The 26,756-nt window shown below is 65.3% G+C and carries 23 protein-coding genes; 15 read left to right on the top strand and 8 right to left on the bottom strand.

Features of this window, described 5'->3' with window-relative positions:
• Positions 1–25: 25 nt before the first annotated feature.
• The 10 genes from VM99_17790 (at position 26) to VM99_17745 (ending at position 9,609) form a co-directional block, all read left to right on the top strand.
• Positions 26–262, top strand: a complete 237-nt coding sequence (locus VM99_17790) for a (2Fe-2S)-binding protein (protein AKJ99830.1) — start codon at positions 26–28, stop codon at positions 260–262.
• On the top strand, positions 259–1,515 hold the full coding sequence (locus VM99_17785; GenBank protein ID AKJ99829.1) for a pyridine nucleotide-disulfide oxidoreductase: 1,257 nt from the start codon (positions 259–261) through the stop codon (positions 1,513–1,515). Before VM99_17790 ends, VM99_17785 begins: the two co-directional genes overlap by 4 nt.
• Positions 1,516–1,729: 214 nt before the next feature.
• Positions 1,730–2,479 (top strand): AraC family transcriptional regulator, encoded by a 750-nt coding sequence (locus VM99_17780; GenBank protein AKJ99828.1) that lies wholly within the window; start codon positions 1,730–1,732, stop codon positions 2,477–2,479.
• Positions 2,480–2,713: 234 nt separating this feature from the next.
• Entirely contained in the window at positions 2,714–3,532 is an 819-nt protein-coding gene (locus VM99_17775; GenBank protein AKJ99827.1) for an amino acid ABC transporter substrate-binding protein, read from the top strand.
• A 10-nt stretch (positions 3,533–3,542) separates the two neighbouring features.
• Entirely contained in the window at positions 3,543–5,321 is a 1,779-nt protein-coding gene (locus tag VM99_17770) for a hypothetical protein (GenBank protein AKJ99826.1), read from the top strand.
• Positions 5,314–5,979, top strand: a complete 666-nt coding sequence (locus VM99_17765) for an ABC transporter permease (protein AKJ99825.1) — start codon at positions 5,314–5,316, stop codon at positions 5,977–5,979. The genes VM99_17770 and VM99_17765 overlap by 8 nt, the downstream gene beginning before the upstream one ends.
• Before the next feature lie 9 nt (positions 5,980–5,988).
• Positions 5,989–6,639, top strand: a complete 651-nt coding sequence (locus VM99_17760) for an amino acid ABC transporter (protein AKJ99824.1) — start codon at positions 5,989–5,991, stop codon at positions 6,637–6,639.
• Positions 6,632–7,354 carry a glutamine ABC transporter ATP-binding protein gene (gene glnQ, locus VM99_17755; GenBank protein AKJ99823.1) on the top strand — a complete coding sequence of 241 codons (723 nt, stop codon included), beginning with the start codon at positions 6,632–6,634 and terminating at the stop codon, positions 7,352–7,354. Before VM99_17760 ends, glnQ begins: the two co-directional genes overlap by 8 nt.
• A 117-nt stretch (positions 7,355–7,471) precedes the next feature.
• Positions 7,472–8,500, top strand: coding sequence for a hypothetical protein (locus VM99_17750; GenBank protein AKJ99822.1), 1,029 nt, complete (start codon positions 7,472–7,474; stop codon positions 8,498–8,500).
• A gap of 191 nt (positions 8,501–8,691) precedes the next feature.
• Entirely contained in the window at positions 8,692–9,609 is a 918-nt protein-coding gene (locus tag VM99_17745; GenBank protein ID AKJ99821.1) for a dihydrodipicolinate synthase, read from the top strand.
• 208 nt (positions 9,610–9,817) lie between these two features.
• Here VM99_17745 and VM99_17740 read toward each other — a convergent pair whose 3' ends face one another.
• From VM99_17740 to VM99_17720, 5 genes are read right to left on the bottom strand one after another with little or no spacing between them, the layout of a single operon-like run.
• Complete coding sequence (locus VM99_17740; GenBank protein AKJ99820.1) at positions 9,818–10,912, bottom strand: butanediol dehydrogenase; 1,095 nt, start codon at positions 10,910–10,912, stop codon at positions 9,818–9,820.
• Positions 10,913–10,965: 53 nt separating this feature from the next.
• On the bottom strand, positions 10,966–12,078 hold the full coding sequence (locus VM99_17735; protein AKJ99819.1) for an acetoin dehydrogenase: 1,113 nt from the start codon (positions 12,076–12,078) through the stop codon (positions 10,966–10,968).
• On the bottom strand, positions 12,078–13,094 hold the full coding sequence (locus VM99_17730; protein ID AKJ99818.1) for a pyruvate dehydrogenase: 1,017 nt from the start codon (positions 13,092–13,094) through the stop codon (positions 12,078–12,080). The genes VM99_17735 and VM99_17730 overlap by 1 nt, the downstream gene beginning before the upstream one ends.
• 34 nt (positions 13,095–13,128) lie before the next feature.
• On the bottom strand, positions 13,129–14,106 hold the full coding sequence (locus VM99_17725) for an ABC transporter substrate-binding protein (GenBank protein AKJ99817.1): 978 nt from the start codon (positions 14,104–14,106) through the stop codon (positions 13,129–13,131).
• Between the two features lie 2 nt (positions 14,107–14,108).
• On the bottom strand, positions 14,109–15,182 hold the full coding sequence (locus VM99_17720) for an ATP-NAD kinase (GenBank protein AKJ99816.1): 1,074 nt from the start codon (positions 15,180–15,182) through the stop codon (positions 14,109–14,111).
• Positions 15,183–15,525: 343 nt separating this feature from the next.
• Here VM99_17720 and VM99_17715 point away from each other — a divergent pair, with 343 nt between their 5' ends.
• A complete protein-coding gene (locus VM99_17715; GenBank protein AKJ99815.1) occupies positions 15,526–17,406 on the top strand; it encodes a Fis family transcriptional regulator in 1,881 nt (626 codons plus the stop codon).
• Between the two features lie 16 nt (positions 17,407–17,422).
• Here VM99_17715 and VM99_17710 read toward each other — a convergent pair whose 3' ends face one another.
• The 3 genes from VM99_17710 to VM99_17700 form a co-directional block, all read right to left on the bottom strand.
• Positions 17,423–17,767: a Valyl-tRNA synthetase gene (locus tag VM99_17710; protein ID AKJ99814.1), complete on the bottom strand. Its 345-nt coding sequence runs from the start codon at positions 17,765–17,767 to the stop codon at positions 17,423–17,425.
• Positions 17,768–17,981: 214 nt separating this feature from the next.
• Positions 17,982–19,220: a cytochrome C biogenesis protein gene (locus VM99_17705; GenBank protein ID AKJ99813.1), complete on the bottom strand. Its 1,239-nt coding sequence runs from the start codon at positions 19,218–19,220 to the stop codon at positions 17,982–17,984.
• 154 nt (positions 19,221–19,374) lie between these two features.
• Positions 19,375–19,638 (bottom strand): hypothetical protein, encoded by a 264-nt coding sequence (locus VM99_17700; protein AKJ99812.1) that lies wholly within the window; start codon positions 19,636–19,638, stop codon positions 19,375–19,377.
• Positions 19,639–19,866: 228 nt separating this feature from the next.
• Here VM99_17700 and VM99_17695 point away from each other — a divergent pair, with 228 nt between their 5' ends.
• From VM99_17695 to VM99_17680, 4 genes are all read left to right on the top strand, one after another.
• Positions 19,867–20,607, top strand: a complete 741-nt coding sequence (locus VM99_17695; GenBank protein AKJ99811.1) for a chemotaxis protein CheY — start codon at positions 19,867–19,869, stop codon at positions 20,605–20,607.
• On the top strand, positions 20,604–21,923 hold the full coding sequence (locus VM99_17690) for an ATPase (GenBank protein AKJ99810.1): 1,320 nt from the start codon (positions 20,604–20,606) through the stop codon (positions 21,921–21,923). Before VM99_17695 ends, VM99_17690 begins: the two co-directional genes overlap by 4 nt.
• 276 nt (positions 21,924–22,199) lie before the next feature.
• Positions 22,200–23,993, top strand: a complete 1,794-nt coding sequence (locus VM99_17685) for a thiamine pyrophosphate-binding protein (protein ID AKJ99809.1) — start codon at positions 22,200–22,202, stop codon at positions 23,991–23,993.
• A gap of 142 nt (positions 23,994–24,135) precedes the next feature.
• On the top strand, positions 24,136–26,706 hold the full coding sequence (locus tag VM99_17680) for a diguanylate cyclase (GenBank protein AKJ99808.1): 2,571 nt from the start codon (positions 24,136–24,138) through the stop codon (positions 26,704–26,706).
• Positions 26,707–26,756: the final 50 nt, after the last annotated feature.

Raw genomic sequence — 26,756 nt, 5'->3', positions numbered from 1 at the left:
CCATTCAACTGAAGGTCTCAGCCCCATGCCTGAACTCCTCCTCGACGGCCACCCACTCTCGGTCGCCAGCGGCACCAGCGTCGCGGCGGCGCTGGCGTTGGGCTCCGACGGTTGCAGTCGCACCTCGGTCAGTGGCCAGCGACGCGCGCCGTTGTGCGGCATGGGCATCTGCCAGGAATGCCGGGTGATGATCGACGGCCGGCAGCGCCTGGCGTGCCAGACCGTGTGCCGCGATGGCATGCACGTGCGGACCCGCCCATGAACGAGCTCACCGACCTGCTGATCATCGGGGCCGGCCCCGCCGGCATGGGCGCGGCGCTGGCGGCGGCCAGCAGCGGCATGCGCATCGTGGTACTGGACGACAACCCGCTGCCCGGCGGGCAGATCTGGCGCGACGGCCCCCAGGCCAACCTGCCCACCGAGGCGCGGCGCCTGCGCGAGCAACTGCAAGCCTGTGACAACGTGCAGTGCTACCCCGGCACTCGGGTGATCGCCTGCGCCGCCGACAAGACCCTGCTGGTGGAAGATACCGAGCGCGGCTGGTCCATCAGCTATGACCGCCTGATCCTCTGCACCGGCGCTCGTGAACTGCTGCTGCCCTTCCCCGGCTGGACACTCCCCGGCGTGACGGGCGCCGGAGGCTTGCAGGCATTGATCAAGGGCGGCTTGCCGGTGCGTGGCGAACGCCTGGTGATCGCCGGCAGCGGTCCGTTGTTGCTGGCCAGTGCCGCCACGGCGAAACATCAGGGCGCGCAGGTGCTGCGCATTGCCGAACAGGCCAACCGCGCCCGCGTGCTGGGTTTCGCCGCGCAATTGCCGCGTTGGCCAAACAAGTGGTTGCAGTCGTTCAGCCTGCTCGATGCCCACTACCGCACCGACAGTCATGTGCTGCAAGCCCTGGGTCGGGACCGCCTCGAAGGCGTGCGCCTGTTCCAGCAGGGCAAGACCGTGGAACTGGCCTGCGATCGGTTGGCCTGTGGCTTCGGCCTTGTTCCCAATGTCCAGCTCGGCCAGGCCTTGGGCTGCGGTGTGCAAGACCAGGCCCTGGCGGTCGACGCCTGGCAAGCCACCACCCGGCCCGGGTATTACGCCGCCGGTGAATGCACCGGGTTCGGCGGCAGCGAACTGGCGCAGGTGGAAGGCGCCATCGCCGGTTTTGCGGCGGTTGGCAACAGCGCCGCGGCCCAGCGACTCTGGCCGCGCCGGGCACGCTGGCAGGCGTTCGCCCGGGCATTGAACCGCGCTTTCGCCCTCGATGCCCGACTCAAGACCCTGGCTCGCCCCGACACCCTGGTCTGTCGCTGCGAAGACGTCCCCTACGCTGACCTGCTCGGCCACGAAAACTGGCGCGAAGCGAAACTGGCCAGCCGCTGCGGCATGGGCGCCTGCCAAGGCCGGGTGTGCGGCGCCGCGCTGGAGCATCTGTTTGGCTGGACACCGCCCACGCCTCGCCCACCGTTCAGCCCGGCGCGGATCGAAACGCTGCTGGCGCTGGGAGAAAACGCCCCCACCTGACACCAGACGGCGTGTCGGGCGAGCTTGATCGCCAATGGGGTGGGTCAGCGCGTCCAGGGAGGCAGGAGTAGCGTCTTCGCGAGCAAGCTCGCTCCCACAGGGCTTGGAGTGCAGCCGGACCAGCCTGCTCGCGAAGGCTACGTGACAAGCACCCCATTTCCATCCGACACTCCCGACACACACAAGCCCGCTCTGAAAAAGGCGTCGCTGAACCATGTACCCCTCGCTCAACAGCTTCACCCCCTGCGAGCTGGAAACCCTGCTGGGTAGCCTGCACCCCATCGCGCCGCTGCTGGACACCCTCGCCGACGTGGTGTTCTTCATCAAGGACCGCGAGGCCCGCTACGCCTTCGTCAACCAGACACTGGCCCGGCGCTGCGGCTTCAAACGCAGCGCCGACCTGCTCGGGCTCACCGCCGAACAGGTGTTCCCCGAGCGTTTCGGCCCGCTGTACACCGAGCAGGACCGCAAGGTCCTGGCCAGCGGGCGCGAACTGGCCGACCAACTGGAATTGCACCTGTACTACGGCAACCAGCCGGTGTGGTGCCTGACCCACAAACTGGCCTTGCGTGACCCGAACGGCAGGATCGTCGGCCTCGCCGGCATTTCCCGCGACCTGCAACTGCCGCAATCCAGCCATCCGGCCTTTCAGAAACTGGTGGCGGTGGATGCCCACATCAAGCGTCATTTCGCCCACCCCATCAGCCTGGCCGAACTGACGGCCATCGCCGGGTTGTCGGTGGCCCAGCTGGAGCGTCACTGCAAGCGCATCTTCCAACTCACGCCCCGGCAGATGATCCACAAGGCGCGCCTGGAAGAAGCGTCGCGGCTGTTACGTGAGCAGGACGTGCCGATCACTGAGATCGCCCTGCGTTGCGGTTACACCGATCACAGCGCCTTCAGCCGTCAGTTTCGCGCCCTGACCAGCCTGTCGCCGAGTCAGTTCCGGGAAAACCATCGCTGACCCCTGTTCCTTTACGGGGCACTGCGCGGCGCGTTTGCTCCCATCTGTAACACCATCGGGCCTCCGCTGATCGCCTCCTTGTCAGCCACCTTTCCAGGCTAACGCCTCTAGACCGCTCCTCTTAACGCGTGCCCGCCTCCTGCCGGGAAATGGGCACGCCGCTTGCTTATTTAATATCGTATACGAAATCCTCAATACGATATTTCACCGCACTTATTCGACAGCGAGGCATATATGAAGAACCCTGCACTGGCCGTAGCCCTCAGCGTTGTCCTCACTCCCCTGTTCATCGCCCCGGCCCAGGCCGACAAACTCGACGACATCATCGGTTCCGGCAAACTGCGTTGCGCAGTGACCCTGGACTTCCCACCCATGGGTTTTCGCGACGAGAGCAACAAACCGGCAGGCTTCGACGTGGACTATTGCCAAGATTTGGCGAAAGTCCTGGGGGTAGACGCCGAAGTGGTGGAGACGCCGTTCCCGGACCGGATCCCGGCGCTCATTTCCGGGCGCGCCGACGTCATCGTCGCGTCCACCTCCGACACCCTGGAGCGGGCCAAGACCGTCGGCCTGACGGTGCCCTACTTCGCCTTCCAGATGGTGGTGCTGACCCGCGACAACACCGGCATCAACACCTTCGCCGACCTCAAGGGCAAGGCCGTCGGCAACACCAGCGGCACCTACGAAGCCATCGCCCTGGAAAAAGACCAGAAGAACTGGGGCAGCGGCAGCTTCCGCGCCTACCAGTCGCAGAACGACACGTTGCTGGCCGTCGCCCAAGGCCACATCGATGCAACGGTCGTGACCAACACCGTGGCGGCCGCGACCCTCAAGTCGGGTAAATACAAGAACCTGAAGATCGCCGGCGACGCGCCCTATGTCATCGACTACGTGTCCCTCGGCGCCAAGCGCAGCGAGTACGGCCTGCTCAACTACCTCAACCTGTTCGTCAACCAGCAGGTACGCACCGGTCGCTACAAGGAACTGTTCGTCAAATGGGTCGGCACCGATATCCCGCCGGCCAACCTGACCGTTCCCCAGGTCTACTACTGAGGATCGGGGCATGCCAAGCACGCCTGTGCGTGTCAAAGTCCGCAGCCTGGTGGAGGGTGCCGCCCAGGGCGCCCTGCTGTTCGCCGACGTCGGCCTGAGTTTCTGGGGGGGAGTGGACCCGGCCAGCGGCGAGGTCATCGACCGCCACCATCCGTTGAGCGGCGAGCGCCTGGCCGGGCGCGTGCTGGCGATTCCCAGCGGGCGCGGCTCCTGCACCGGCAGCAGCGTGCTGATGGAGTTGATCAGCAACGACCACGCCCCCGCCGCCCTGGTGCTGGCCGAAGCGGATGAGATCCTGACCCTCGGTGTGCTGGTGGCGCAGGTGATTTTCCAGCGTTCTCTGCCAGTGGTATGCGTGGGCCATGAGGCATTCAATCGCCTTCGCGGCCAGGGTTTCGTGCGCGTTGAAGGTAACCGCCTGACCTTGTCCGGCCGACGCCCTCAGGATCATTGGCGTGCGATGGACGTGCCGTGGCAGTCACCCGCGCCAGTGTCCCTGGACCTCACCGAACAGGACCGGGCGCTGCTCGACGGCGCCCACGGCAAGGCCGCCCAGGTGGCGATGCAGATTGTCCTGCGCATGGCCGAGATCCAGGGCGCGACGCGCTTGCTGGACGTGACCCAGGCCCACATCGACGGCTGTATCTACACCGGCCCGGCCAGCCTGCGCTTTGCCGAACAACTGGTGCAATGGGGCGCCCGGGTACGCGTGCCCACCACCCTCAATTCGATTTCCGTGGACCAGCGCCGCTGGCGGGAACTGGGCGTCGACCCAGCGCTCGGCGAGCCCGCCAGCGCCTTGGGCGATGCCTACATGGCGATGGGCGCGCAGTTGAGCTTTACCTGCGCGCCCTACCTGCTGGACACGGCCCCCAAGGCTGGCGAGCAGATCGTCTGGGCCGAGTCCAACGCGGTGGTCTACGCCAACAGTGTGCTGGGCGCGCGAACCCAGAAATACCCGGATTTTCTCGACATCTGCATCGCCCTGTGTGGACGCGCTCCGTCGAGCGGTTGCCATCTCGACGACCAGCGCCTGGCCGGGCTGCTTGTCGACGTGCCGCAGCCGGCGCACATGGATGACAGTTTCTACCCGCTGCTGGGCTACCACATTGGTGCCCTGGCGGGCCGGCGCATTCCGTTGATCCGCGGCTTGGAACATGCCATGCCCAACCTGGACGACCTGAAAGCCTTCGGCGCGGCATTCGCCACCACCAGCGCCGCACCGTTGTTCCACATCGCCGGGGTCACACCCGAAGCCCTCGACCCGAACGATGTGCTGGCGCCGGGTGCCCCGTTGCCGCTGGAAACAGTCGATACGGCTGGCCTGCTGGCCAGTTGGCGCGAGCTCAATAGCGCCCGAGACACGCGGGTGGACGTGGTGTCCCTGGGCAATCCGCACTTCTCCCTCAGCGAGTTCGCGGCGCTGGCGAGCCTCTGCGCCGGCCGGATCAAGCACCCGGATGTGGTCCTGGCCATCACCTGTGGCCGGGCGGTACTGGAGCAGGCCCGCGACGCCGGGCACCTGGCCGTCATCGAGGCGTTCGGCGCGGTGCTGGTGACCGACACCTGCTGGTGCATGGTCGGCGAACCGCTGATCCCCGCCCACGCCACCACCCTGATGACCAACTCCGGCAAGTACGCCCATTACGCCCCCGGCCTGGTCGGACGCGGGGTGCACTTCGCCGGCCTGGCGCAGTGCGTCGAGGCGGCGTGCGCCGCCAGCGCCCCTGGCCAGCCGCCAGCCTGGCTGCACCCCATCGTCCGCACGGAGAGCCCCACCGATGTTTGACTACAGCTTCCAGTGGCGCCCGGCCTTGCGGGCCCTGCCCGACATGCTCGCCGGGGCCTGGGTGACGTTCGAGACCGCGGCGTTGTCGATGATCTTCGGGGTGTTGATCGCCCTGGTCCTGACCGTGATGCGCCAGGCACGTCATCCGCTGCTGCGGGGCGTGGGCAACGGTTGGGTGTCCATCGCCCGCAACACGCCCTCGCTGTTCCAGATCTACATTCTGTACTTCGGCCTCGGCTCCCTCGGGCTGCACGTCAGTTCGTGGCTGGCCTTGCTGGCCGGGATCACCTTCAACAATGCCGGCTACCTGGCGGAAAACTTCCGCGGTGGCCTCAAGGCCGTACCCGGCACGCAGATGCGCGCGGCTCGTTCCCTGGGGATGAGCGCCTTCCAGGCCTACCGGATGATCATCGTTCCGCAATTGCTGCGCATCGTGTTCTACCCGCTGACCAACCAGATGGTCTGGGCAGTGCTGATGACCTCCCTTGGCGTGGTGGTCGGGCTGAACAACGACCTGACCGGCGTCACCCAGGAATACAACGTCAAGACGTTCCGCACCTTCGAATACTTCGCCCTCGCGGCCGTGCTGTATTACCTGATCGCCAAGCTGATCGTCGGCCTCGCAAGGCTGCTGTCCTGGCGCCTGTTCCGTTATTGAGGGCTCGTCATGTTTGCCACCAGCCTCACCGTCAACGACCTGCTGTTCCTGCTCGACGGCGCCTGGGTCACGCTGCAGTTGACCGCGTGGTCGATCCTGCTGGGCACCTTCGCCGGTTTGCTGTTCGGCTTGCTGCGAGCGCTGCTGCCCCGTGCCAGCCTACCGCTGGCCTGGGTGCTGGACGTGTTTCGCAGTGTGCCGTTGCTGATCCAGTTCGTGCTGTTCAACTCGCTCAAGAGCATCGTCGGCCTGGACCTCAGCGCCTTTGCGGTCGGCTGCATGGTGCTGGGGGTCTACGCCGCGGCCTATTTCACCGAGATCGTGCGCGGCGGCGTGCTGGCGGTGCCCCTGAGCACGCGGCGGGCCAGCCGTTCTCTTGGCCTGAGCTACCTGCAGGACCTGCGCTTCATCGTCCTGCCGATTGCCACGCGCGTGGCGTTTCCCGGCTGGCTGAACCTGGTGCTGGGGGTGATGAAAGACACCGCCCTGGTGATGTGGATCGGCATCGTCGAACTGCTGCGCGCCTCGCAAACCATCGTCACACGCATTCAAGAACCCCTGTTGGTGCTGTGCATCGCGGGCCTCATTTACTACGTCATGAGCCTGGTGGTCGCCCGCCTCGGCGCACGCCTGGAAAGAAGGTGGCAGGAAAATGATTGAGATTGAAAACGTGCACAAATCCTTTGGCGACCTGGAAGTGGTCAAGGGCGTGAGCCTCACCGTGGACAAGGGTGAAGTGGTGTCGATCATCGGCGGCTCGGGTTCCGGCAAGTCGACGCTGCTGATGTGCATCAACGGCCTGGAGCCGATCCAGAAGGGCAGCATCCGCGTGGACGGGGTGGAGGTCCATGACCGCGCCACCGACCTCAATCACTTGCGACAGAAGATCGGCATCGTCTTCCAGCAATGGAACGCCTTCCCCCACCTGACCGTGTTGGAGAACGTGATGCTGGCCCCGCGCAAGGTCCTGGGCAAGAGCAGGCAGGACGCCGAAGCCCTGGCGGTGAAACAGCTGGAGCACGTGGGCCTGGGGGACAAGCTCAAGGCGTTCCCGAGCAAACTGTCCGGCGGTCAGCAACAGCGCATGGCCATCGCCCGGGCCCTGGCAATGTCACCGCACTACATGCTCTTCGACGAAGCCACCTCGGCTCTCGACCCGCAACTGGTGGGCGAAGTGCTGGACACCATGCGCCTGCTCGCCGAGGACGGCATGACCATGGTGCTGGTGACCCACGAGATCCGCTTCGCCCGGGACGTGTCCGACCGCGTGGCGTTCTTCTGCAACGGCCGGGTCCACGAGATCGGGCCGCCGGACCAGGTGATCGGCAACCCAATGCAGCCGGAGACGGCGGCGTTTCTCCGGTCGGTGAAGTAGCCGGTGACGCCTTCGCGGGCGAGCCCGCTCCCACAGGGGATTTGTGTTCAACCCCGAACCCTGTGGGAGCGAGCTTGCCCGCGAAGAGCCCGCGATGAACAACACAAGGAGTAGCCAATGCGCTCATCCAGGATCCTTCACATCGTCAGTTGCCACGCCGAAGGCGAAGTCGGCGACGTGATCGTCGGCGGCGTCGCGCCACCGCCCGGTGCGACGGTGTGGGAGCAATCGCGCTGGATCGCCCAGGACGAGGTCCTGCGCAACTTCGTGCTCAACGAACCCCGGGGCGGCGTGTTCCGGCACGTCAACCTGTTGGTGCCGGCCAAGCACCCGAAGGCACACATGGCCTGGATCATCATGGAGCCGGCCGACACCCCGCCGATGTCCGGTTCCAACTCGCTGTGCGTGGCCACCGTGCTGCTGGACAGCGGCATCCTGCCGATGACCGAGCCCCAGACCCACTTGGTGCTGGAGGCCCCCGGCGGGCTGATCGAAGCCGTGGCCGATTGCCGCGACGGCAAGGTGCAACGGGTGGAAATCAAGAACGTGCCCTCCTTCGCCGACCGCCTCGACGCCTGGATCGAGGTCGAAGGCCTGGGCTCGCTGCAGGTGGACACGGCCTATGGCGGTGACAGTTTCGTCATCGTCGACGCCCAGCGCCTGGGTTTCGCCATCCAGCCCTGTGAAGCCGCCGAGCTGGTGGCCATGGGCCTGAAGATCACCCGCGCCGCCAATGAGCAGTTGGGCTTCGTCCATCCGCTGAACCCCGACTGGTCGCACATTTCGTTCTGCCAGATCGCCGCGCCGCTGGTCATGGAGAACGGCATCGCCACCGGCGCCAACGCCGTGGTGATCCAGCCCGGCAAGATCGACCGTTCGCCCACCGGCACCGGCTGCTCGGCGCGCATGGCCGTCCTGCAGGCCAAAGGGTTGATGCAAGTGGGCGACCGATTCATCGGACGCTCGATCATCGGCTCCGAATTCCACTGCCGCATCGACTCGCAAACCGACGTGGCCGGACGCCCGGCGATCTATCCGTGCATCGCCGGGCGGGCGTGGATCACCGGCACTCATCAACTGCTGCTGGATCCGGCTGACCCATGGCCGCAGGGCTATCGGCTTTCAGATACCTGGCCCGGCGCATGATGACACCCCACCGTGGCGAGGGAGCTTGCTCCCGCTGGGGCGCGAAGCGGCCCCGCAATCTGGCTGATACCCCGAGTCGTCAGTTTTCAGGACTGCTCCGCAGTCCAGCGGGAGCAAGCTCCCTCGCCACATAAAACATTCGCTTCATTCATATTCGCCTACGTATACGAAATACCAAAACGGAGACAACCATGAGCAAACGCATCAACTGGAGCGGCGTATTTCCCGCCGTCACCACCCAATTCAACGATGACTTTTCCATCAACCTGGAAAAAACCCACCAGGTGATTTCCAACGTTATCCGTGACGGCGTCTCGGGCCTGGTGGTCTGTGGTTCGGTGGGGGAAAACACCTCGTTGAGCGCCGAGGAAAAGATCGCCGTGACCGAAGTCGCGGTGGACGCCTCCCGTGGCCGGGTCCCGGTGATCTGCGGGGTGGCCGAGTTCACCAGCGTGCAGGCGGCCAAGGTCGCCAACGCGGTGCGCAAGGTCGGTGTCGATGGCGTGATGCTGATGCCGGCGCTGGTCTACGGCTCCAAGCCGTTCGAGACCGCCGAGCATTTTCGCTACGTGGCGCGCCAGGCCGACGTGCCGCTGATGGTCTACAACAACCCGCCGATCTACAAGAACGACGTGACCCCGGACATCCTGATTTCCCTGGCCGACTGCGACAACGTGGTGTGTTTCAAGGATTCGTCCGGCGACACCCGGCGCTTCATCGACGTGCGCAATGAAGTGGGCGACCGCTTCGTGCTGTTCGCCGGGCTGGACGACGTCGTGCTGGAAAGCCTCGCGGTGGGCGCCGAAGGCTGGGTCTCGGGGATGTCCAACGTGTTCCCGAAGGAAGGCGAAACCATTTTCCGCCTGGCCCGCGCCGGGCGTTTCGCCGAGGCGATGCCGATCTACGAATGGCTGATGCCGATCCTGCACCTGGACGCCCGCGCCGACCTGGTGCAATGCATCAAGCTCTGCGAAGCCATCGCCGGCCGCGGCAGCGCCCTCACCCGCCCTCCCCGCCTGGCCTTGCCTGAGGAAGACCGGGTGTATGTGGAGCAGATCATGGCCAAGGCCCTGGCCAACCGGCCGGTGCTGCCGGATGTCGGCCTCTGAAGCCCCCATAGATCACCGCCTGTGAGAGATCACGGCCTGTGGGAGCGGGCTTGCTCGCGAAAGCGGTCTGTCTGACAAAACCATGCTGGATAGACCGCCGTCTTCGCGAGCAAGCCCGCTCCCACAGGATTCCGGGCGGTTCAGTCGGGTAAAAAAAGGGCGATGACCGTCGCCGGCCATCGCCAAAAATCGCCTACCTCAGGCGCTCTCAGATCCGTGCGGGCGACACGATGATTTTGACGTTGTGTTCCTTGTTGTTGACCAATTCCTCGAACCCTTGCCCGACAATCTGCTCCAGTTGAATGCGCCCGGTCACCAACGGCGAAATGTCCAGGCGGCCATCGGCGATGAAGGCGATCACGTCGGCGAATTCGCCGTTGTAGGCCAGCGCGCCCAGCACCTGCTTCTCGGTGGCAACCAATTCGAAGAAGTTGAACTGGCTCGGCTCTTCGAAAATCCCCACCAGCACGCATTTGCCGGCCTTGCGGATCAGGTCGATAGCCAGTTTGGCGGTGTGTTTGTTGCCGATGCACTCAAAGCTCACATCCGCGCCCAGGCCACCCGTCAGACGACGCACTTCGGCCAGGGCATCGCAGTCGTTCGGGTCGATCACATGGCTGGCGCCGACTTCCAGGGCCTTGGCCTTGCGCGCGCCGGACATTTCCAGGGCGATCACCTGGGCCGCGCCGGCCGCCTTGGCGCACATGATGGTGCACAGGCCGATGGTGCCGGCGCCGACCACCACCACGTTCTGGCCCAACAGACTGCCGGCCTTCTTGACCGCGTGCATGCCCACCGCCAACGGCTCGATCAAGGCACCGGCCTCGGCCGGAAAGTGGGCGGGCAATTTGTACAAGAGGTTGGCCGGCACGTTGACCAGTTCCGCAAAGGCGCCGTTGTTCATCAAGCCGGTGAAGGCCAGGTTCTCGCAGATGTTGTAGAGCCCGTGGGTACAGTAGTAGCAAGTGCCGCAATGCTGGCAGGCATCCGCCGCCACCGGCTCGCCGACGCTGAAACCTTCCACCCCGGCGCCCAGCTCGACGATCTCACCGCAGAACTCATGGCCGAGGATGCACTGCCCTTTGATCCCGGTCAGCGGGTGCGGCGCGTCCACCGGAATGAACACCGGCCCGGCCACGTATTCATGCAAGTCGGAACCACAGATGCCGCACCAGTGCACGCGGATCTGTACCCAACCGGCAGGCGGCGCCACCGGCAGTGGCACGTCTTCGACGCGAATATCGTTGCGGCCATGCCAGACGGCGGCGCGCATGCTGCGGGTAGGCGTGATTGAAACGTTCATCGTGTTGCCTCCAGAAATTGAGGGGGCCGCGATTCGCTCGCCGCCCGGATGAGTCAGTGCTGCTGGATGAACTCGAGGATCAGCCGATTGACCTGCTCGGCCGCCTCCATCTGGACCATATGGCCCTGGCCGGACAGCACCTCGACCCGTGCCGCCAGCCCCTCGCTATGGGCCGCCGGGATGATCGCGTCGTCGCTGCCCCAGATCACCAGCGTCGGTACGTGGCCGGCCTGCACCACCTCCCGCAGGTCGGTCTGTTGCCGGCCGTCGGTGAACAGCGTCGCCGCCAGTTGCTTGAGGGCTGCGTCCACCCCCTCCAGGCGCTTGTACTTGAGCATGTCGTCGAGCATCTGCCGGTTGACCAGCTCGGCATTGGAAAACAACTGCACCAGTTGCGGCTTGAGGGCGTTGCGGTTGGCGGCTTCGACGAAGCCTTGCAAGTAACCGCCGTTGATCTGCGTGCCCAGGCCGGCGCTGCCGATCAAGGTCAGGGAGCGCACTCGCAGGGGTGACAGGCGCGCGGCGTTCAGCGACACCGCTCCACCCATGGAATGCCCCACCAGGTGCGCGACGCTGATGTCCAGATGATCGAGCAAGGCCAGCACCACGCCGCTCAGTTCATCCAGGTCGCCACGTTGCAGGGCCTTGGCGGATTCGCCATGGCCCGGCAGGTCCAGGGCAATCACCCGACGGCCCGCCGCCAAGGCTTCATGGTTGAACAGCCAGTTGTTCAGGTCGCCGCCAAAGCCGTGCACCAGCACCAACGGCGTGCCCCCTTCACCACGTTCGAAGTAGCGGATCACCTGGCCGTCCAGCTCGACTTTCTGCGGTTTCGGCCCGGTGTCCTCAGCGGCGGCATCGCCCGGCACGAAACTGGACTGGAACTGCTCGATGACGGCGTCGATCTCGGCCTCGCTGGCTTCGCCCTCCACCACGATGCCGAGCAAGGCGCCGACCGCCAGGGTCTCGTCCTGGCGCGCGACCTGCCGACGCAAGATGCCGGAAAACGGCGCCTCGACGCTGCTGGAGATCTTGTCAGTCTCCACGTCCAGCACCTCATCGCCCTTAGTGATGGCCTGGCCCTCCTCCTTGAGCCAGGCATCGACCCGGCCTTCGGTCATCGACAGGCCCCACTTGGGCATGGTCAGGGTATGAATCTGGCTCATCAGCGCTTGCTCCACTCGATCACGTTGAGCACGGCTTGCTCGATCTTCGCCGCGTCAGGGATGTACAGGTCTTCCAGGGCATCGGAGAACGGCACCGGCGTGTGGGGCGCGGTGACCATTTCGATCGGAGCCTTGAGGGCACCGAAGGCTTTCTGGGCCACCAGCGCCGAGATGTCCGTGGCCATGGAACAGCGCGGGTTGGCCTCGTCGATGACCACCAGGCGGCCGGTCTTCTCGACGCTCTCCAGGATGCTGTCCTCGTCCATCGGGCTGGTGGTGCGCAGGTCGATGACTTCGCAGTCGATACCGCGCCCGGCCAGGCTGCGCGCCGCGTCCATGGCGGTATTGACCATGCGTCCGTAGGACACCAGGGTCACGTCCTTGCCGTCGCGCAGGAAATTCGCCTCGCCAAACGGGATGGTGTAGAGCTCTTCGGGGACTTCGCCCTGCAGGCTGTAGAGCAATTTGTGCTCGCAGAAGATCACCGGGTCGTTGTCGCGGATCGCCTGGATCAGCAGGCCCTTGGCGTCATAGGGCGAGGACGGGCACACCACCTTGAGCCCTGGGATGTGGGTCCACAGGGAAGTGAGCATCTGCGAATGCTGGGCGGCGGCGCGCAGGCCGGCGCCGACCATGGTGCGGATCACCAACGGCGTGGCGGCCTTGCCGCCGAACATGTAGCGAAACTTCGCCGCCTGGTTGAGGATCTGGTCCAGGCAGCAGCCGGCAAAGTCGACGAACATCAGTTCGCACACCGGACGCACGCCGCAGGTGGCCGCGCCGACCGCCGCGCCGACGTAACCGATTTCCGACAGTGGGGTGTCGAGCACACGCCCGGGAAACTGGTCGTAGAGGCCCTTGGTGACGCCGAGCACACCGCCCCAGGCGTCGTTTTCACCGGGCGCACCGGCACCGCCGGCGACGTCTTCGCCCATGATGAAGACGCTGGCGTCGCGGCGCATTTCCTGGGCCAGGGCTTCGTTGATTGCCTGCTGATAACTGATTTTTCTCGCCATGATGGAATTCTCTGTTCTTGTTTTATAGGGGCGTTCAGGGGTAGGAGACGTAGACGTCGGTCAGCAGGTCCGCCGCGGTGGGCTTGGGATCGGACTTGGCCTTGTACACCGCGTTCTCGATCAACAGGTCCACCTCCTTGTCGATCAGGTCCAGTTGCTCGACCGTCAGCAACCCGGCCCGGGTCGTGCGTTCACGGAACTGCATCAGGCAGTCCTGGTGCTCGCGGAAATGCTTGACCTCATCAGGCGCCCGGTAAGTCTGGGCGTCGCCCTCGAAGTGGCCGTAGTAGCGCGTCAGCTTGACCTCGATCAGCGAGGGCCCCTCGCCCGCCCGGGCACGCTCGACCGCGGCGCCGGCGGCTTCATGGACGGCGAAGAAATCAAAACCGTCCACCGTGACCCCGGGCATGCCGAAGCCGGCGGCGCGGTCGGCGATGTGATCGCAGGCCACCGACCAATTGGAGGCGGTCGCTTCGGCGTAGCCATTGTTCTCGGCGATGAACAGGCACGGCAGGTTCCACACCGACGCCATGTTCATGGCTTCGAACACCGCGCCTTCGTTGGAGCCGCCATCGCCAAAGAACACCACGGCGACACTGTCGGTGCCCTTGAGCCGAGCCGCCAGCGCGGCGCCGACCACCAGCGGCGCGCCCGCCCCGACGATGCCGTTGGCGCCGAGCATGCCCTTCTCGATATCGGCAATGTGCATCGAGCCGCCCTTGCCCTGGCAGACCCCGGTTTTCTTGCCGTAGATCTCGGCCATCATCCCGTAGACGTCCACGCCCTTGGCAATGCAATGGCCGTGGCCGCGGTGGTTGGAGGCGATGCAGTCGTCATCGCCCAGATGCGCCATGACCCCGGCGGCCGACGCCTCTTCGCCGGCATAGAGGTGGACGAAGCCGGGGATCTCGCCGGTGGCGAATTCCACGTGCAGGCGCTCTTCGAACGCACGGATGGTGCGCATCACCTGGTAGGCATGCAGCAGTTGATCGTGGGTGAGCGGTGTCGACATTTTTATTCTCCTGGGGTGTCTTCTTGAAGATTCAGAGGGTGTTGCGGGTGTTCGCGGCCGATTGCCAGCAAACGGTGTTGCGCGGCGTAGGCCAGCACCGCATTGACGTCGATGCTCAGCGGGCCGCCGGCATCGAGGGTGACCGTGGGCCGGTCCTGCGCGTTGAATTCGATTTCCCGCTCACCGTCCAGGGCCAGGGTGCCGCTGGAAAGCGACAGGCCGTGGGCGATGCCAGGTTCCAGGGGCCCGGCAGCGAGCACGCCACAGCCTTGCAGCAGCCCTGGCGCGAGCGGCACCAGCAACGCTTCGGGGGATTGCGGGTCCAGGCGCATCCAGGCGCCCCCCGGTGCCTGGCGTGAAACCGGAAACCACAAGCCGCACAGCGCCGACAGGCCAATGGATTGCGGTTCGGCGAAGGTCACGAAGACTTCGGCCAGGTCCTGTGCGCGACTGATGGCACGGGCGCCGACGAAGCGCAGCGGCGACACGGCGACGTCCACCAGGGCGACTTCGCGCAAGCCACGTCCGGCATCACAGACCAACAAGCGCTTGTTGCGGCGCAAGCCGATCGAGTCCGGAATCCGGCCACTGGCGTACAACCCGCCGGCCAAGCCAGCACTGGTGGCCTCGCGCAGTTCGGGAAAAGCATTGTTGGTGCCGGTGGACAGGGTCAGCAGCGGGATGTCGCCGACCTCGGCAGCCACGGCCTTGTGGGTGCCGTCGCCGCCCAGCACAGCGATCAGCGCGACCTCGCGTTCGGCCATCAACCGCGCCGCCCGTCGGGTGTCCTCGACGGTCTGGCGCAGGGTCAGGTCAAGGAACTCCAGGGCCGGCCAGTGACTGCTGCGCGCCTGGCGGCTGTGGCTGTTCTTCAGCACGGCGGCGGCCATGCCAATCATGTCGGTGGGCATCAACACCTGTTCGACACCCGTGGCCCCGAACGCGGCCAGCAAGCGCTGGATCACCGACACCTTGTCGGTGCTGGAAAACAGCCCGGCGTTGGCGGTCAGGCGCCGAACGTCACGGCCCGATGCCGGGTTGGCGATGATGCCCACCGTCAAGGGCCGGCGACTCATGACGTCACCGTCAGCGTGAAGGGAAAACGACCTGGGCAGAAAGACATGGGCGCACCTCGTTTTTATTATTCGAAGACCCGTCGAGCGGGCCCTAGGCACAGAGCAAGGCCGGTGCCAGTTCTTGAGAAAACCCGCTGAAAGCCCGGTCCAGAGGCCTCCAGACGAAATGAGCGGGTGCCAGAGGCCAGGCCCCGTGAGACGCCGCATGTCAGCCTGCACGGGTGCTTGCCGAGACCGTGAGACGTGGCGTCTCACCCTGGTCCAGAGGCCGGCCAGGCTTGTCTGCGTCCGGCGAACGGCGCTTAATGGGCGCACAACGATAAGAAGCTGAATCGGAGGCCCCATGCTTTCCGCTCACTCCCGGGCGCATGTCGATTGCGTCAGCCGCGTGGTGAAGAACGCCGACCGGTTGCCCCAGTTGCCCGTGCCGGACCTGATCCTCGACTCCTGGCGTCGCTCCATGGAGCAACACCACCTGGACCCGGGCTCCTTGCAGGGCCCGCGCATCCTCTCCGAGGACGTGCTCAAGCAGTGTCGCGAGCGCTCAGAACTGTTCCTCAACATCGCCAGCGAAGAAGTCGCCCGCCTCCATGGTCGGGTGCGCGACGCCGATTACTGCGTGTTGCTGACCGACGCCCAGGGCCAAACCATCGACTACCGCGTGGAAACCACCCTGCGCAACGACTGCCGCAAGGCCGGGCTTTACCTGGGCACCTGTTGGTCGGAGGGTGAAGAAGGCACCTGCGGGGTGGCGGCCGTGCTCACGGCCAAGGCACCGGTGACGGTGCACAAGCGCGATCATTTCCGCGCCGCGTTCATCGGCCTGACCTGCTCGGCGGCCCCGGTCTTCGACCCTCAGGGGGAACTGCTCGGCGTGTTGGACGTGTCGGCGGTGCGCTCACCGGATGATCGGCGCTCGCAGCACCTGATCCGGCAAATGGTGGTGCAGAGCGCCCGGGAGATCGAACAAGCGTTTTTCCTCAGCAGCGCCCAGGGCTACTGGGTGCTGCGCGGTCACCGCAACGCCGGCTATGTCGACAGCCAACCGGACTTCCTCTTCGCCTGGGACGACGACGGTTGCCTGCAAGCGCTGAACCCGGCTGCCCGCCAATACCTGCTGGAACGCTACGGCCAGTTGCCGAGCCATATCAGCCAGGTGTTCGATCAACAGTGGCTGCACCGTGCCCGGGATGAACACCTCTACCCCCTGCTGGGCCACGGCAACGGCCCAGCCCTGCACGGCCGCCTCAGCGCGCCACGCCAGCGGGCCACCAGTCGGCCCCGGGTCGCGCTGGCACCGACCGAGCTCGATCCACGCCTGGCCGACAGCCTGCGCCTGGCGGTACGGGTCAAGGACCGCAACCTGCCGGTGCTGGTCCAGGGCGAAACCGGGTCCGGCAAGGAAGTGTTCGCCCGTCAACTACACCAGGCCAGCGAACGTCGTGATCGCCCGTTCGTGGCGCTCAATTGCGCGGCGATTCCCGAAAGCCTGATCGAGAGCGAGTTGTTCGGCTATGTCGCCGGGGCCTTCACCGGCGCGTCAGCCAAAGGCATGCAAGGCCTGCTGCAACAAGCCGATGGCGGGACGTTGTTCCTGGATGAAATCGGTGACATGCCGCTGGCGCTGCAAACCCGCCTGCTGCGGGTGTTGGCCGAAGGCGAAGTGGCGCCGCTGGGTGCTTCACGGCGCAAGGCCGTCGACATCCAGGTGATCTGCGCCACGCACCGCGACCTGGAGACGCTGGTGGCCAGCGGCGAATTTCGCGAAGACTTGTACTTCCGCCTCGGCGGCGCCCGCTTCCAACTGCCACCGCTGCGCGAGCGCACGGATCGACTGGCCCTGATCAATCGTATTCTCGCCGAGGAGGCGGCGCTGTGCGGCACGCCTGTGCAATGCAGCGACGCGGCCCTGGAATGCCTGCTCGGCTATCACTGGCCGGGCAATATCCGCCAGTTGCGCCATGTGCTGCGCTACGCCTGCGCGGTGTCCGACGCCGACGTGATCCAACTCCGCCACCTGCCCGAGTCACTGCACGGCAGTGACGTTGCCTTGGAGGCGTCGGAACCAAGCGCCAGCCCGGAACGCCAGGCGCTGCTCGATGCCCTGGTGCGCCATCGCTGGAAGCCCACCGCCGCGGCCCGCGCCCTGGGCATTTCCCGGGCGACCCTGTATCGACGGGTCCACCAGCATGGCATCGAAATGCCGGGGCGCAGGCCGGCTTAGCGCGGTTGGTGCTCGATCATTTCTGCGCCAGTTCGTGGCGCACGCACTGCTCGTAGTAGGTCTGCTTGACTGCGGCGGGCTTGAGGCGCGAGGCACTGTTGTAGGTCTGCTCGGTGATGCCCAGGGCGGTCATGCGCATCCAGGGCCGGGGAAACTTGCGCACCTGCAGTTTCTTGCGTGCGCCGTACAGGGTGATCCCGGACAGTTTCGAGGCCTGTGCCCCTGCCGCGATGTCCGATCCCCAGCGACACACCGATTGCTGGTTTTGCGTCAGCGCCCTGGCCTGGACCTCAAGCGAGACGGCCGCCAGGAGAACCGTCACCGCGCCCCATCGCGCCAGGCTCGACATAGAAATTTGCATAGGTTTGTCGCTCAACATTCTGAAATAAAAGAAGTTTGACGACGTTTTCGCAAGCAAGGGGCCAGCACTGACGTGCGCCCCCCGTGGCGAGGGTATTTATCCCCGTTGGGCTGCAAAGCAGCCCCGTAGATCTATCTGACGCATCGAGTCGTCAGGTTTTGGGGCCGCTTCGCGACCCAGCGGGGATAAATCCCCTCGCCACAGGGTTTGTGCACTATTGACCTTTGGTGTGATGAATTGCGGCTGCGTCCGCCTTGGCCTCTTGCAGCAACTGCTGGATCACCTGTTCCTGCTCGGCATAGCGCCCTTCGCCGAAGTGGCTGTAGCGCACCTGCCCCTTGGCGTCGATGAAGTAATGCGCCGGCCAGTACTGGTTGTCGAAGGCACGCCAGATCGCATATTGATTGTCGATGGCCACCGGGTAGTGGATGCCCAGCTTGCGCACCTGCTCACGCACGTTGTCGATGATCTTCTCGTAGCCGTATTCCGGGGTATGGACGCCGATGACCACCAGCCCATCCTTCTCGTATTGCTTCGCCCAGCCGTTCACGTAGGGCAGCGTGTGCTGGCAGTTGATGCAGTCGTAGGTCCAGAAGTCCACCAGCACCACCTTGCCGCGCAGCGATTCGGCGCTCAGCGGCGGCGAGTTCAACCATTGCACCGCGCCGTCCAGCGAAGGCATGTCTCCCTTGGCCTCAAGGGTCGGCATGGGGCTGGCGCTGGCCTTGCTGACCACGTAGTCGATCGCCTTGGGCACCTTGTCCAGCAGGCTCTGCTCCAGGCTCGCGCCCCCTTGTGAAGAGGTGTTGGCCAATAACCGATCATCGGCACCGGTGCCAATCGCCACCGCAGCCAACAGCACAACCACTCCGCTGCCCCGGCGCAGCCAGGCCGTCACCGGCAAGGACAGCTTCAGCCGGGAGACCACGCCGCGTCCGGCGAAGATCAAGGTGCCCAGGGACAAGGCGCTGCCCAGGCCATAGGCGAGCAGCAACAGGCTGGTTCCGGCGTTGGCGCCCTGCAGCATGGCACCGGTCAGGATCACGCCGAGTATCGGCCCGGCGCAAGGCGCCCAGAGCAGCCCGGTGGCGACGCCGATCAGCACCGATGCCAGCGGCCCACCCAGGCGCCCGGCGCCGGCGTCCACCCGGTTGCCCAGGTGCACCAGCGGCCGTGCCAGCCAGGTGCCGACCCGGCTGAAGATCAGCGACAAGGCAAACAGCACCATCACCGCCAGGGCGACTTGCCGGCCGACGTTGCTGGCGCGCAGCACACAGTCGCTGCTGACCACCGCCAGGCTCGACACCAGGGCGAACGTCAGCACCATGCCGCCAAGGGTCAACAACATGGAACCCGGCGCACGATTGGCCCGAGCGAACAGGAACGGCACCACGGGCAGAATACAAGGGCTGAGGATCGTCAGGATCCCGCCGAGGAAAGCGATCAGAAGCATGGCATCACCTCAATAAACAAGCGTGACCGTGGCGAGGGAGCTTGCTCCCGCTGGGTCGCGCAGCGGCCCCAATCCAGGCGCCTCGGTGTCAAATCGTCGGGGGCTGCTGCGCAGCCCAGCGGGAGCAAGCTCCCTCGCCACGAGGTTGAGGGACTCAGTTCCCGTCACTGCAATGATCGGAAAACTTGCTGTAGTCCAGCGCCTGCTGGTGACCTGCCGAATCCAGGTAGGTCATGTGGGCGTTGACCACGCCGCAGTCCGGGCCGGCATCTTCGGTCATCGAGAGCACTTTCTGGATGTCCAGGTGGGTGCCGTAGGTGTAGGTTTGCGCCTGGACGTTGCCTTCGGCCCGGGCGGACAGCGTGCAGATGTTCAGGGCGGCGAAGAGGCAGGCGGCGTAGATGGCTTTGGTGTTCATGGCGGTGTCCTCGGTGCAGTCAATGAGTTTTCTGTCGAGGCCGGTTGCGTTGCCCCGTTGGACGCCATTGAATGCTGCCCAGGTATCGCGCCTGTATCGGGCCGGGGGGCTTTTTGCATTCCTGTGTATCCGTCGCGCGCCAGATACACTGCAATACAAACCGCCGCGGGCCGCGCCGGCTGGCGCCTGTAGACTGACCACACCGAAACGCCAAGGGGACTGGGCACCATGGATCATGTCGATCACGTATTGATTGTGGATGACGATCGCGAGATCAGAGAGCTGGTGGGCAACTACCTGAAGAAGAACGGCCTGCGCACCACCGTCGTCGCCGATGGCCGGCAGATGCGGGCGTTCCTGGAGACCACCCCGGTGGACCTGATCGTGCTCGACATCATGATGCCCGGCGATGACGGCCTGGTGTTGTGCCGCGAATTGCGCGCCGGCAAGCACAAGGCTACGCCGGTGCTGATGCTCACCGCCCGCAATGACGAAACCGACCGCATCATCGGCCTGGAAATGGGCGCCGACGATTACCTGGTCAAGCCCTTCGCCGCCCGGGAACTGCTGGCCCGCATCAACGCCGTGCTACGCCGCACCCGCATGCTGCCGCCCAACCTGGTGGTCACCGAAAGCGGTCGCCTGCTGGGGTTCGGTCGCTGGCGCCTGGACACCACCGCCCGCCACCTGCTGGACACCGACGGCACCCTGGTGGCCCTGAGCGGCGCCGAGTACCGTTTGTTGCGGGTGTTCCTGGACCATCCGCAGCGGGTGCTCAACCGTGACCAGTTGCTCAACCTGACCCAGGGCCGGGACGCCGACCTGTTCGACCGTTCCATCGACTTGCTGGTCAGCCGCCTGCGCCAGCGCCTGCTGGACGATGCCCGGGAACCGGCCTACATCAAGACCGTGCGCAGCGAAGGTTATGTGTTCTCGCTGCCGGTGGAAATCCTCGAGGCGTCGGTATGAACCTGCCGCTGCGCTGGCCACGCACCCTCGCGTCGAGGCTGTCGCTGATTTTCCTGGTCGGCCTGATCCTGGCCCAGGGCCTGTCCTTCGGCGCCCAGTACTACGAGCGCTACCAGAGCGCTAAGTCGACCATGCTCGGCAACCTGGAAACCGACGTTGCCACCTCCGTCGCCATCCTCGACCGCCTGCCCGCCGCCGAGCGTCCGGCCTGGCTGCCGAAACTCGCCCGGCGCAACTACGGCTACCTGCTGGAAGAAGGCCAGGCCGGCCAGCCGATGCAGACCGACGATGCGCCGATCTCGATGAGTTCGATCCAGGACGCCATCGGCCAGGCCTACGCCCTGACCTTCACCGACCTGCCCGGGCCGCAGAAGCACTACCAGGCTCACCTTCGCTTGAGCGACGGCAGCCCGTTGACCATCGACGTGCGCCCGGCAATGGTGCCGCTGTCGCCGTGGTTGCCGATGGTCTTGCTGGGGCAACTGGCGCTGTTGATCGGTTGCACCTGGCTGGCCGTGCGCATTGCCGTCGGCCCGCTTACCCGGCTGGCCCAGGCGGTGGAAACCCTCGACCCGAATGCCCACAGCGTGCGCCTGGACGAAAAAGGCCCCACCGAGGTGCTGCACGCCGCCAAGGCGTTCAATGCCATGCAGGACCGCATCGCCGCCTACCTCAAGGAGCGCATGCAGTTGCTGGCGGCGATCTCCCATGACTTGCAGACGCCCATCACGCGCATGAAGCTGCGCGCCGAGTTCATGGACGATGGCCTGGAAAAGGACAAGCTCTGGAGCGACCTGAGCGAGATGGAGCACCTCGTGCGCGAAGGCGTGGCCTATGCCCGCAGCATCCATGGCGCCACCGAGGCCAGCTGCCGAATCAACCTCGACGCGTTTCTCGACAGCCTGGTGTTCGACTACCAGGACACCGGCAAGGACGTGCACCTGTCCGGAAAAAACGCCGCGGTCATCGACACCCGCCCCCATGCCTTGCGGCGCGTGCTGGTCAACCTGGTGGACAACGCACTGAAATTCGGCGGCGCGGCCCAGCTCCATGTGCAGCCCACCGACAACGGGCAACTGTCGATCCAGGTCCTGGACCGTGGCCCCGGTATCGACGAACAGGAACTGGCCGAAGTACTCAAGCCGTTCTACCGGGTCGAAAGCTCGCGCAACCGGGAAACCGGCGGCACCGGGCTGGGGCTGGCCATCGCCCAGCAACTGGCAATCGCCATGGGCGGCTCGCTGACCCTGAGCAACCGCGACGGCGGCGGCCTGTGCGCCGAGTTGCGCCTGGGTCGCGACACCTCGATGAATTAACCGCGATCCAATGTGGCGAGGGGATTTATCCCCGCTGGGCTGCGCAGCAGCCCCAACGCAGCTGACTCAATCCTCTTGACACACCGAGGCGACAGGTTCCAGGGCCGCTTCGCCGCCCAGCGGGGATAAATTCCCTCGCCACATTGACTAATCCAGTGATCTTTTTCGTTACCCCTGCCGCCGGAAAAAATCGAAACCTTGAACCGCTTGCATCGGTCCAGTCCTGTATGACCGTCAACGCCGCGCGCCTGCGCGGCCTACCTACGAGGGACAGACATGAGCATGACCGTCGGTGATTTTCTGGTGGAACGCCTTTATGAATGGGGGGTTCGTCGTATCTATGGTTATCCGGGCGATGGCATCAACGGGGTCTTCGGCGCCCTGAACCGGGCGAACGGGAAAATCCGCTTCATCCAGGCCCGCCACGAGGAAATGGCCGCGTTCATGGCCTGTGCCCACGCCAAGTTCACCGGTGAACTGGGGGTGTGCATCGCCACCTCCGGGCCGGGCGCCTCGCACCTGATCACCGGCCTCTACGACGCCCGCATGGACCACATGCCGGTGCTGGCCATCTGCGGCCAACAGGCTCGCGCAGCCCTGGGCGGGCACTACCAGCAGGAACTGGACCTGGTCAGCCTGTTCAAGGACGTCGCCGGAGCGTTCGTGCAGCAGGCTAGCGCACCGTCCCAGGTCCGCCACCTGCTCGATCGCGCCGTGCGCACGGCCGTGGGCGAGCGCCGGGTCACGGCGTTGATCCTGCCGAACGACCTCCAGGACCTGGAATACACCGCCCCGCCCCACAAGCACGGCACGGTGCATTCCGGCGTCGGCTACCGCAAGCCCAGGGTCGTGCCGTACGAAGACGATCTGCGCAAGGCCGCCGAGGTCCTCAATGCCGGCAAGAAAGTCGCCATCCTGGTAGGCGCCGGTGCACTAGGGGCCACCGACGAAGTAATCGCCGTCGCCGAGAAACTCGGGGCCGGCGTGGCCAAGGCGTTGCTCGGCAAGGCCGCCGTACCGGACGACCTGCCCTGGGTGACCGGCTCCATCGGCCTGCTCGGCACTGAACCCAGCGACGACATGATGGCCGGCTGCGATACGCTGCTGATGATCGGCTCCGGCTTCCCCTACGCCGAATTCCTGCCTCCTGAAGGCCAGGCCCGCGGCGTGCAGATCGACATTCAACCGGACATGCTCAGCCTGCGCTACCCCATGGAGGTCAGCTTGCACGGCGACAGCGCCGACACTCTGCGGGCCCTACTGCCACTGCTCGAAACAAAGACCGATCGCACCTGGCGCAAGAAGATCGAGCACTGGCGCGAACGCTGGGACAAGACCCTGGAAAAGCGTGCCCTGGTCTCGGCCAAGCCGATCAATCCGCAGCGCGTGACGTTCGAGCTGTCGCCGAGGCTGCCGGACCGCGCCATCATCACTTGCGATTCCGGCTCCTGCGCCAACTGGTTCGCCCGGGATATCCAGATCCGGCGCGGCATGATGTGCTCGCTGTCCGGCGGCCTGGCGTCCATGGGTGCCGCCGTGCCCTATGCCATTGCGGCGAAGTTCTGCCACCCGGATCGGCCAGTGGTCGCCCTGGTGGGCGATGGCGCCATGCAGATGAACAACATGGCTGAGCTGATCACCGTTGCCAAGTACTGGCGCACCTGGGCCAACGGCACCTGGATCTGCGCGGTGTTCAACAACCGCGACCTGAACCAGGTGACCTGGGAGCAACGGGTGATGGAGGGCGATCCGAAGTTCGAGGCCTCCCAGGACATCCCCGACGTGCCCTACCACCTGTTCGCCGAATCCATCGGCCTGAAGGGCATTCTGGTGCTGCACGAGGACGATGTGGCGGCGGCCTGGGAGCAAGCGCTGGCGGCGCAACGGCCGGTGCTGATCGAATTCCGCACCGACCCTGACGTGCCGCCGCTGCCGCCGCACATCAAGCTGGAACAGGCGAAGAAGTTCGCCTCCACGCTCCTGCAGGGTGACCCGAACGAACGTGGCATCGTGGTCGAGACCGCCAAACAGGTGCTGAGCGCCCTGCTGCCGGGCACCAAAAAAGACTGAACCACAACACCAGCCTGGTTTCAGGCAACGCCAACGGCCGCCCCGCACGGGCCGTGTCGACTGTCAGGTCAATTAAGTTAATCGATCAGACAGCCGATACAGGGACGTGCGGGATATTTCGCGTTTAGCTGATGGCTTGTTTATGACTGAAGATGCTGGCAACGACTCAACTGTCCTCTCGGGCTCGCCAAGCCGAAACTTCACTCGCCGCACCTTCCCGGCCATCATGCTGGTGCTGTTTTTCATGTCGGCCCTGGCGATTGCCGTGTTGCTCAACATCACGGCCGCCCAGGACCAACGCGCCCGTGAACAGAGCCTGTTCTTCGCCCAACGGGCCATCGAGGGCATCCGCACCGGCATCGCACGGGACTTGAACGACTACTCCAAGTGGAGCGACGCCTACCGCCACCTGCATGTCGAAGTGGACAAGGCCTGGGCCTTCGACCAGGAAAACGTCGGCAGCAGCGTCTTTTCGCTCTACGGCTACCAGGCCGTGTTCGTTATTTCCCCGACCGGCAAGACCGTCTATTCGGTGATCGACGGGCAGCTGAGCGACGTCACCGCCGATGCCTGGCTGACCGGCAACCTGCGGGCCCTGGAGAAAAAAGCCAGCGCCGAGAACAATCGCGACGAAGTCATCGTCGAGATGTTGCACCACGACGGCGCCCCAGCGTTCGTCGCCACGTCCGCCATCACCACCGGCACGGATAACAGCGTGCCACACATTCCCGGCCCGCCCAGCCTGATGTTGTTCGTCAAGGTCCTCGATGGCGCGTCGTTGCAGAACCTGGCGCGGGACTTCGTCCTGCCCGATGCCCACGTCGCCCGCTCGCCCGGACCACCCGACACCGCCCAGTTTCTACTGAACGACCTGACCCAGGAGGCACTGGCCTGGCGCCCGCTGACGCCGGGCAGTGACCTGCGCAAGGCCTTGCTGCCGGTGCTGGCCGTGGCGCTGCTGGTGCTGGCGATCCTGGCGCTGGCGGTGTTGCGCCATGCCCTGGTCATGCTCCGCGCCCAGGAGCGCCAGTACGCCAGCCTGCTGGCCCATCGCAAGGCGCTGGAGCGCAGTGAAGAGCGTTTCCGCGACATTGCCGAGGTATCGTCCGACTGGCTGTGGGAAGTCAACTCGGCCGGAACCCTCACCTACCTGTCGGAACGCTTTGAACAAGTGACCGGCTTCAGTCCGGCGGAATGGCTGGGAAAGCCGCTGCACCGGTTGCTTCATCCCCATGACGGATCGATTTCCATCGCCCATTGGCTGCTGGGCGGCGCCAACAGTGCCGAGCCGACCGCACTGCTGTGCGAATACACCGCGCGCAACCTGCGCACACGCACCTGCAAGATCGCCGTGCGGGCCATCGAGGCCGGCACCCTGGGCTTTCGCGACACCGCCACCGACATCACCGAGGAGTTGCGGGCGCTGGCGCAGATCAAGCACCTGTCGCTCCACGACCCGTTGACCGGGCTGGCCAACCGCAATCGCTTGTTCGACTGCCTCAGCGAACACCTCGGCCGCACCGACGGCGCACCGCTGGCCGTGCTGAACCTGGACATGGACCGCTTCAAGCCGGTCAACGATTCCCTGGGCCACGCCGTGGGCGATAAGGTTTTGAAGGAAGTGGCCCATATCCTCCAGCAGAACGTACGCAGCACCGACCTGGTGGCGCGCCTGGGCGGCGATGAGTTTGTCATCGTCATGCCTGAACCGGGCGAGGCCAGTGACCTCGACCAGCTCTGCCAGCGCCTGATCGATTGCATGCAGCGGCCGATGCACCTGGACGGCAACACCTTGTACCTGGGCGTGAGCATCGGCGTTGCCTGGGCGCAACCGGGCGACGAGCGCGCCCACGAGTTGCTGCGCCAAGCCGACATCGCCCTGTACGCCGCCAAGGCCGCGGGCCGCAACACCTGGCGCGTGTACGTGGAAGCCATGGGCAATGTCGCCCGCGACCGGCGCCGCTACGAACAGCAACTGCGCGACGCGATGCAGCAGGGCCAATTGGAACTGCGCTACCTGCCTCGCTTCGACATGAACGCCGAGCAATTGCATGGGTTCGAGGCGCAGGCCTTCTGGCACCACCCCGAGAAAGGTGAACTGGGGGGCGCCGATTTCATTCCCATTGCCGAGACTTCCGGCCAGTTGGAAGAACTGGGCACCTGGATGCTGATCAACGTCTGCGAAGAAGCGGTGAGCTGGCCGAGCGCGGTCAGCGTGTCCATCGCGGTTTCCCCCAGGTGGTTCAGCAGCAGCTTCCTGCTCAAGCAGGTGCAAGCGGCCCTCGATGCCAGCGGCCTGGCGTCGCATCGGCTGACCCTGGAGGTGGCTGAAGGGGTTCTGCTGGCCGATCACAAGGCGGTCGCCGCGACCCTCCATGCCCTGAAAAACCTGGGCGTACGGATCAATATCGACAAGTTCGGCACCAACATCGCGTCCTTGCGCGAAGTGCTGAACCAGCCATTCGATGGTATTCGCTTCGATCGCAACATCCTCTCGCAACTGGGCCTGGAGCAGGATGAGGAAGGCGTACTCGCCATGATCCGCCTGAGTCGCAGCGTGGGGTTGAGGGTGACCGCCGAAGGCATCGAGAACGCCCGGCAGTTTCGCCAGTTGCGCAGCGTGGCCTGCGACCATGTCCAAGGCCCCTACTTCGGCTCGCCCCTGGCCCGCTCGGAAATGGCCTCGTTCTTTACCACCCCGCGGTGGCTGTGAGCCCTGGCGGGCACTGACCGACCGCCTTCGCGGGCAGTTGGATTGGGGCC

The sequence above is a fragment of the Pseudomonas chlororaphis genome, assembly GCA_001023535.1.
Classification (GTDB): domain Bacteria; phylum Pseudomonadota; class Gammaproteobacteria; order Pseudomonadales; family Pseudomonadaceae; genus Aquipseudomonas; species Aquipseudomonas chlororaphis_E.
Note: the sequence above shows the minus strand (reverse complement) of the source record. Positions and strands in the feature narration are given on the sequence as shown.

What these genes read in the sequence shown, in the direction of transcription:
- VM99_17790 (AKJ99830.1), top strand. Translation starts at nt 26, where the DNA reads ATGCCTGAACTCCTCCTCGACGGCCACCCACTCTCGGTCGCCAGCGGC.
- VM99_17785 (AKJ99829.1), top strand. Translation starts at nt 259, where the DNA reads ATGAACGAGCTCACCGACCTGCTGATCATCGGGGCCGGCCCCGCCGGC.
- VM99_17780 (AKJ99828.1), top strand. Translation starts at nt 1,730, where the DNA reads ATGTACCCCTCGCTCAACAGCTTCACCCCCTGCGAGCTGGAAACCCTG.
- VM99_17775 (AKJ99827.1), top strand. Translation starts at nt 2,714, where the DNA reads ATGAAGAACCCTGCACTGGCCGTAGCCCTCAGCGTTGTCCTCACTCCC.
- VM99_17770 (AKJ99826.1), top strand. Translation starts at nt 3,543, where the DNA reads ATGCCAAGCACGCCTGTGCGTGTCAAAGTCCGCAGCCTGGTGGAGGGT.
- VM99_17765 (AKJ99825.1), top strand. Translation starts at nt 5,314, where the DNA reads ATGTTTGACTACAGCTTCCAGTGGCGCCCGGCCTTGCGGGCCCTGCCC.
- VM99_17760 (AKJ99824.1), top strand. Translation starts at nt 5,989, where the DNA reads ATGTTTGCCACCAGCCTCACCGTCAACGACCTGCTGTTCCTGCTCGAC.
- glnQ (AKJ99823.1), top strand. Translation starts at nt 6,632, where the DNA reads ATGATTGAGATTGAAAACGTGCACAAATCCTTTGGCGACCTGGAAGTG.
- VM99_17750 (AKJ99822.1), top strand. Translation starts at nt 7,472, where the DNA reads ATGCGCTCATCCAGGATCCTTCACATCGTCAGTTGCCACGCCGAAGGC.
- VM99_17745 (AKJ99821.1), top strand. Translation starts at nt 8,692, where the DNA reads ATGAGCAAACGCATCAACTGGAGCGGCGTATTTCCCGCCGTCACCACC.
- VM99_17740 (AKJ99820.1), bottom strand. Translation starts at nt 10,912, where the DNA reads ATGAACGTTTCAATCACGCCTACCCGCAGCATGCGCGCCGCCGTCTGG.
- VM99_17735 (AKJ99819.1), bottom strand. Translation starts at nt 12,078, where the DNA reads ATGAGCCAGATTCATACCCTGACCATGCCCAAGTGGGGCCTGTCGATG.
- VM99_17730 (AKJ99818.1), bottom strand. Translation starts at nt 13,094, where the DNA reads ATGGCGAGAAAAATCAGTTATCAGCAGGCAATCAACGAAGCCCTGGCC.
- VM99_17725 (AKJ99817.1), bottom strand. Translation starts at nt 14,106, where the DNA reads ATGTCGACACCGCTCACCCACGATCAACTGCTGCATGCCTACCAGGTG.
- VM99_17720 (AKJ99816.1), bottom strand. Translation starts at nt 15,182, where the DNA reads ATGAGTCGCCGGCCCTTGACGGTGGGCATCATCGCCAACCCGGCATCG.
- VM99_17715 (AKJ99815.1), top strand. Translation starts at nt 15,526, where the DNA reads ATGCTTTCCGCTCACTCCCGGGCGCATGTCGATTGCGTCAGCCGCGTG.
- VM99_17710 (AKJ99814.1), bottom strand. Translation starts at nt 17,767, where the DNA reads ATGCAAATTTCTATGTCGAGCCTGGCGCGATGGGGCGCGGTGACGGTT.
- VM99_17705 (AKJ99813.1), bottom strand. Translation starts at nt 19,220, where the DNA reads ATGCTTCTGATCGCTTTCCTCGGCGGGATCCTGACGATCCTCAGCCCT.
- VM99_17700 (AKJ99812.1), bottom strand. Translation starts at nt 19,638, where the DNA reads ATGAACACCAAAGCCATCTACGCCGCCTGCCTCTTCGCCGCCCTGAAC.
- VM99_17695 (AKJ99811.1), top strand. Translation starts at nt 19,867, where the DNA reads ATGGATCATGTCGATCACGTATTGATTGTGGATGACGATCGCGAGATC.
- VM99_17690 (AKJ99810.1), top strand. Translation starts at nt 20,604, where the DNA reads ATGAACCTGCCGCTGCGCTGGCCACGCACCCTCGCGTCGAGGCTGTCG.
- VM99_17685 (AKJ99809.1), top strand. Translation starts at nt 22,200, where the DNA reads ATGAGCATGACCGTCGGTGATTTTCTGGTGGAACGCCTTTATGAATGG.
- VM99_17680 (AKJ99808.1), top strand. Translation starts at nt 24,136, where the DNA reads ATGACTGAAGATGCTGGCAACGACTCAACTGTCCTCTCGGGCTCGCCA.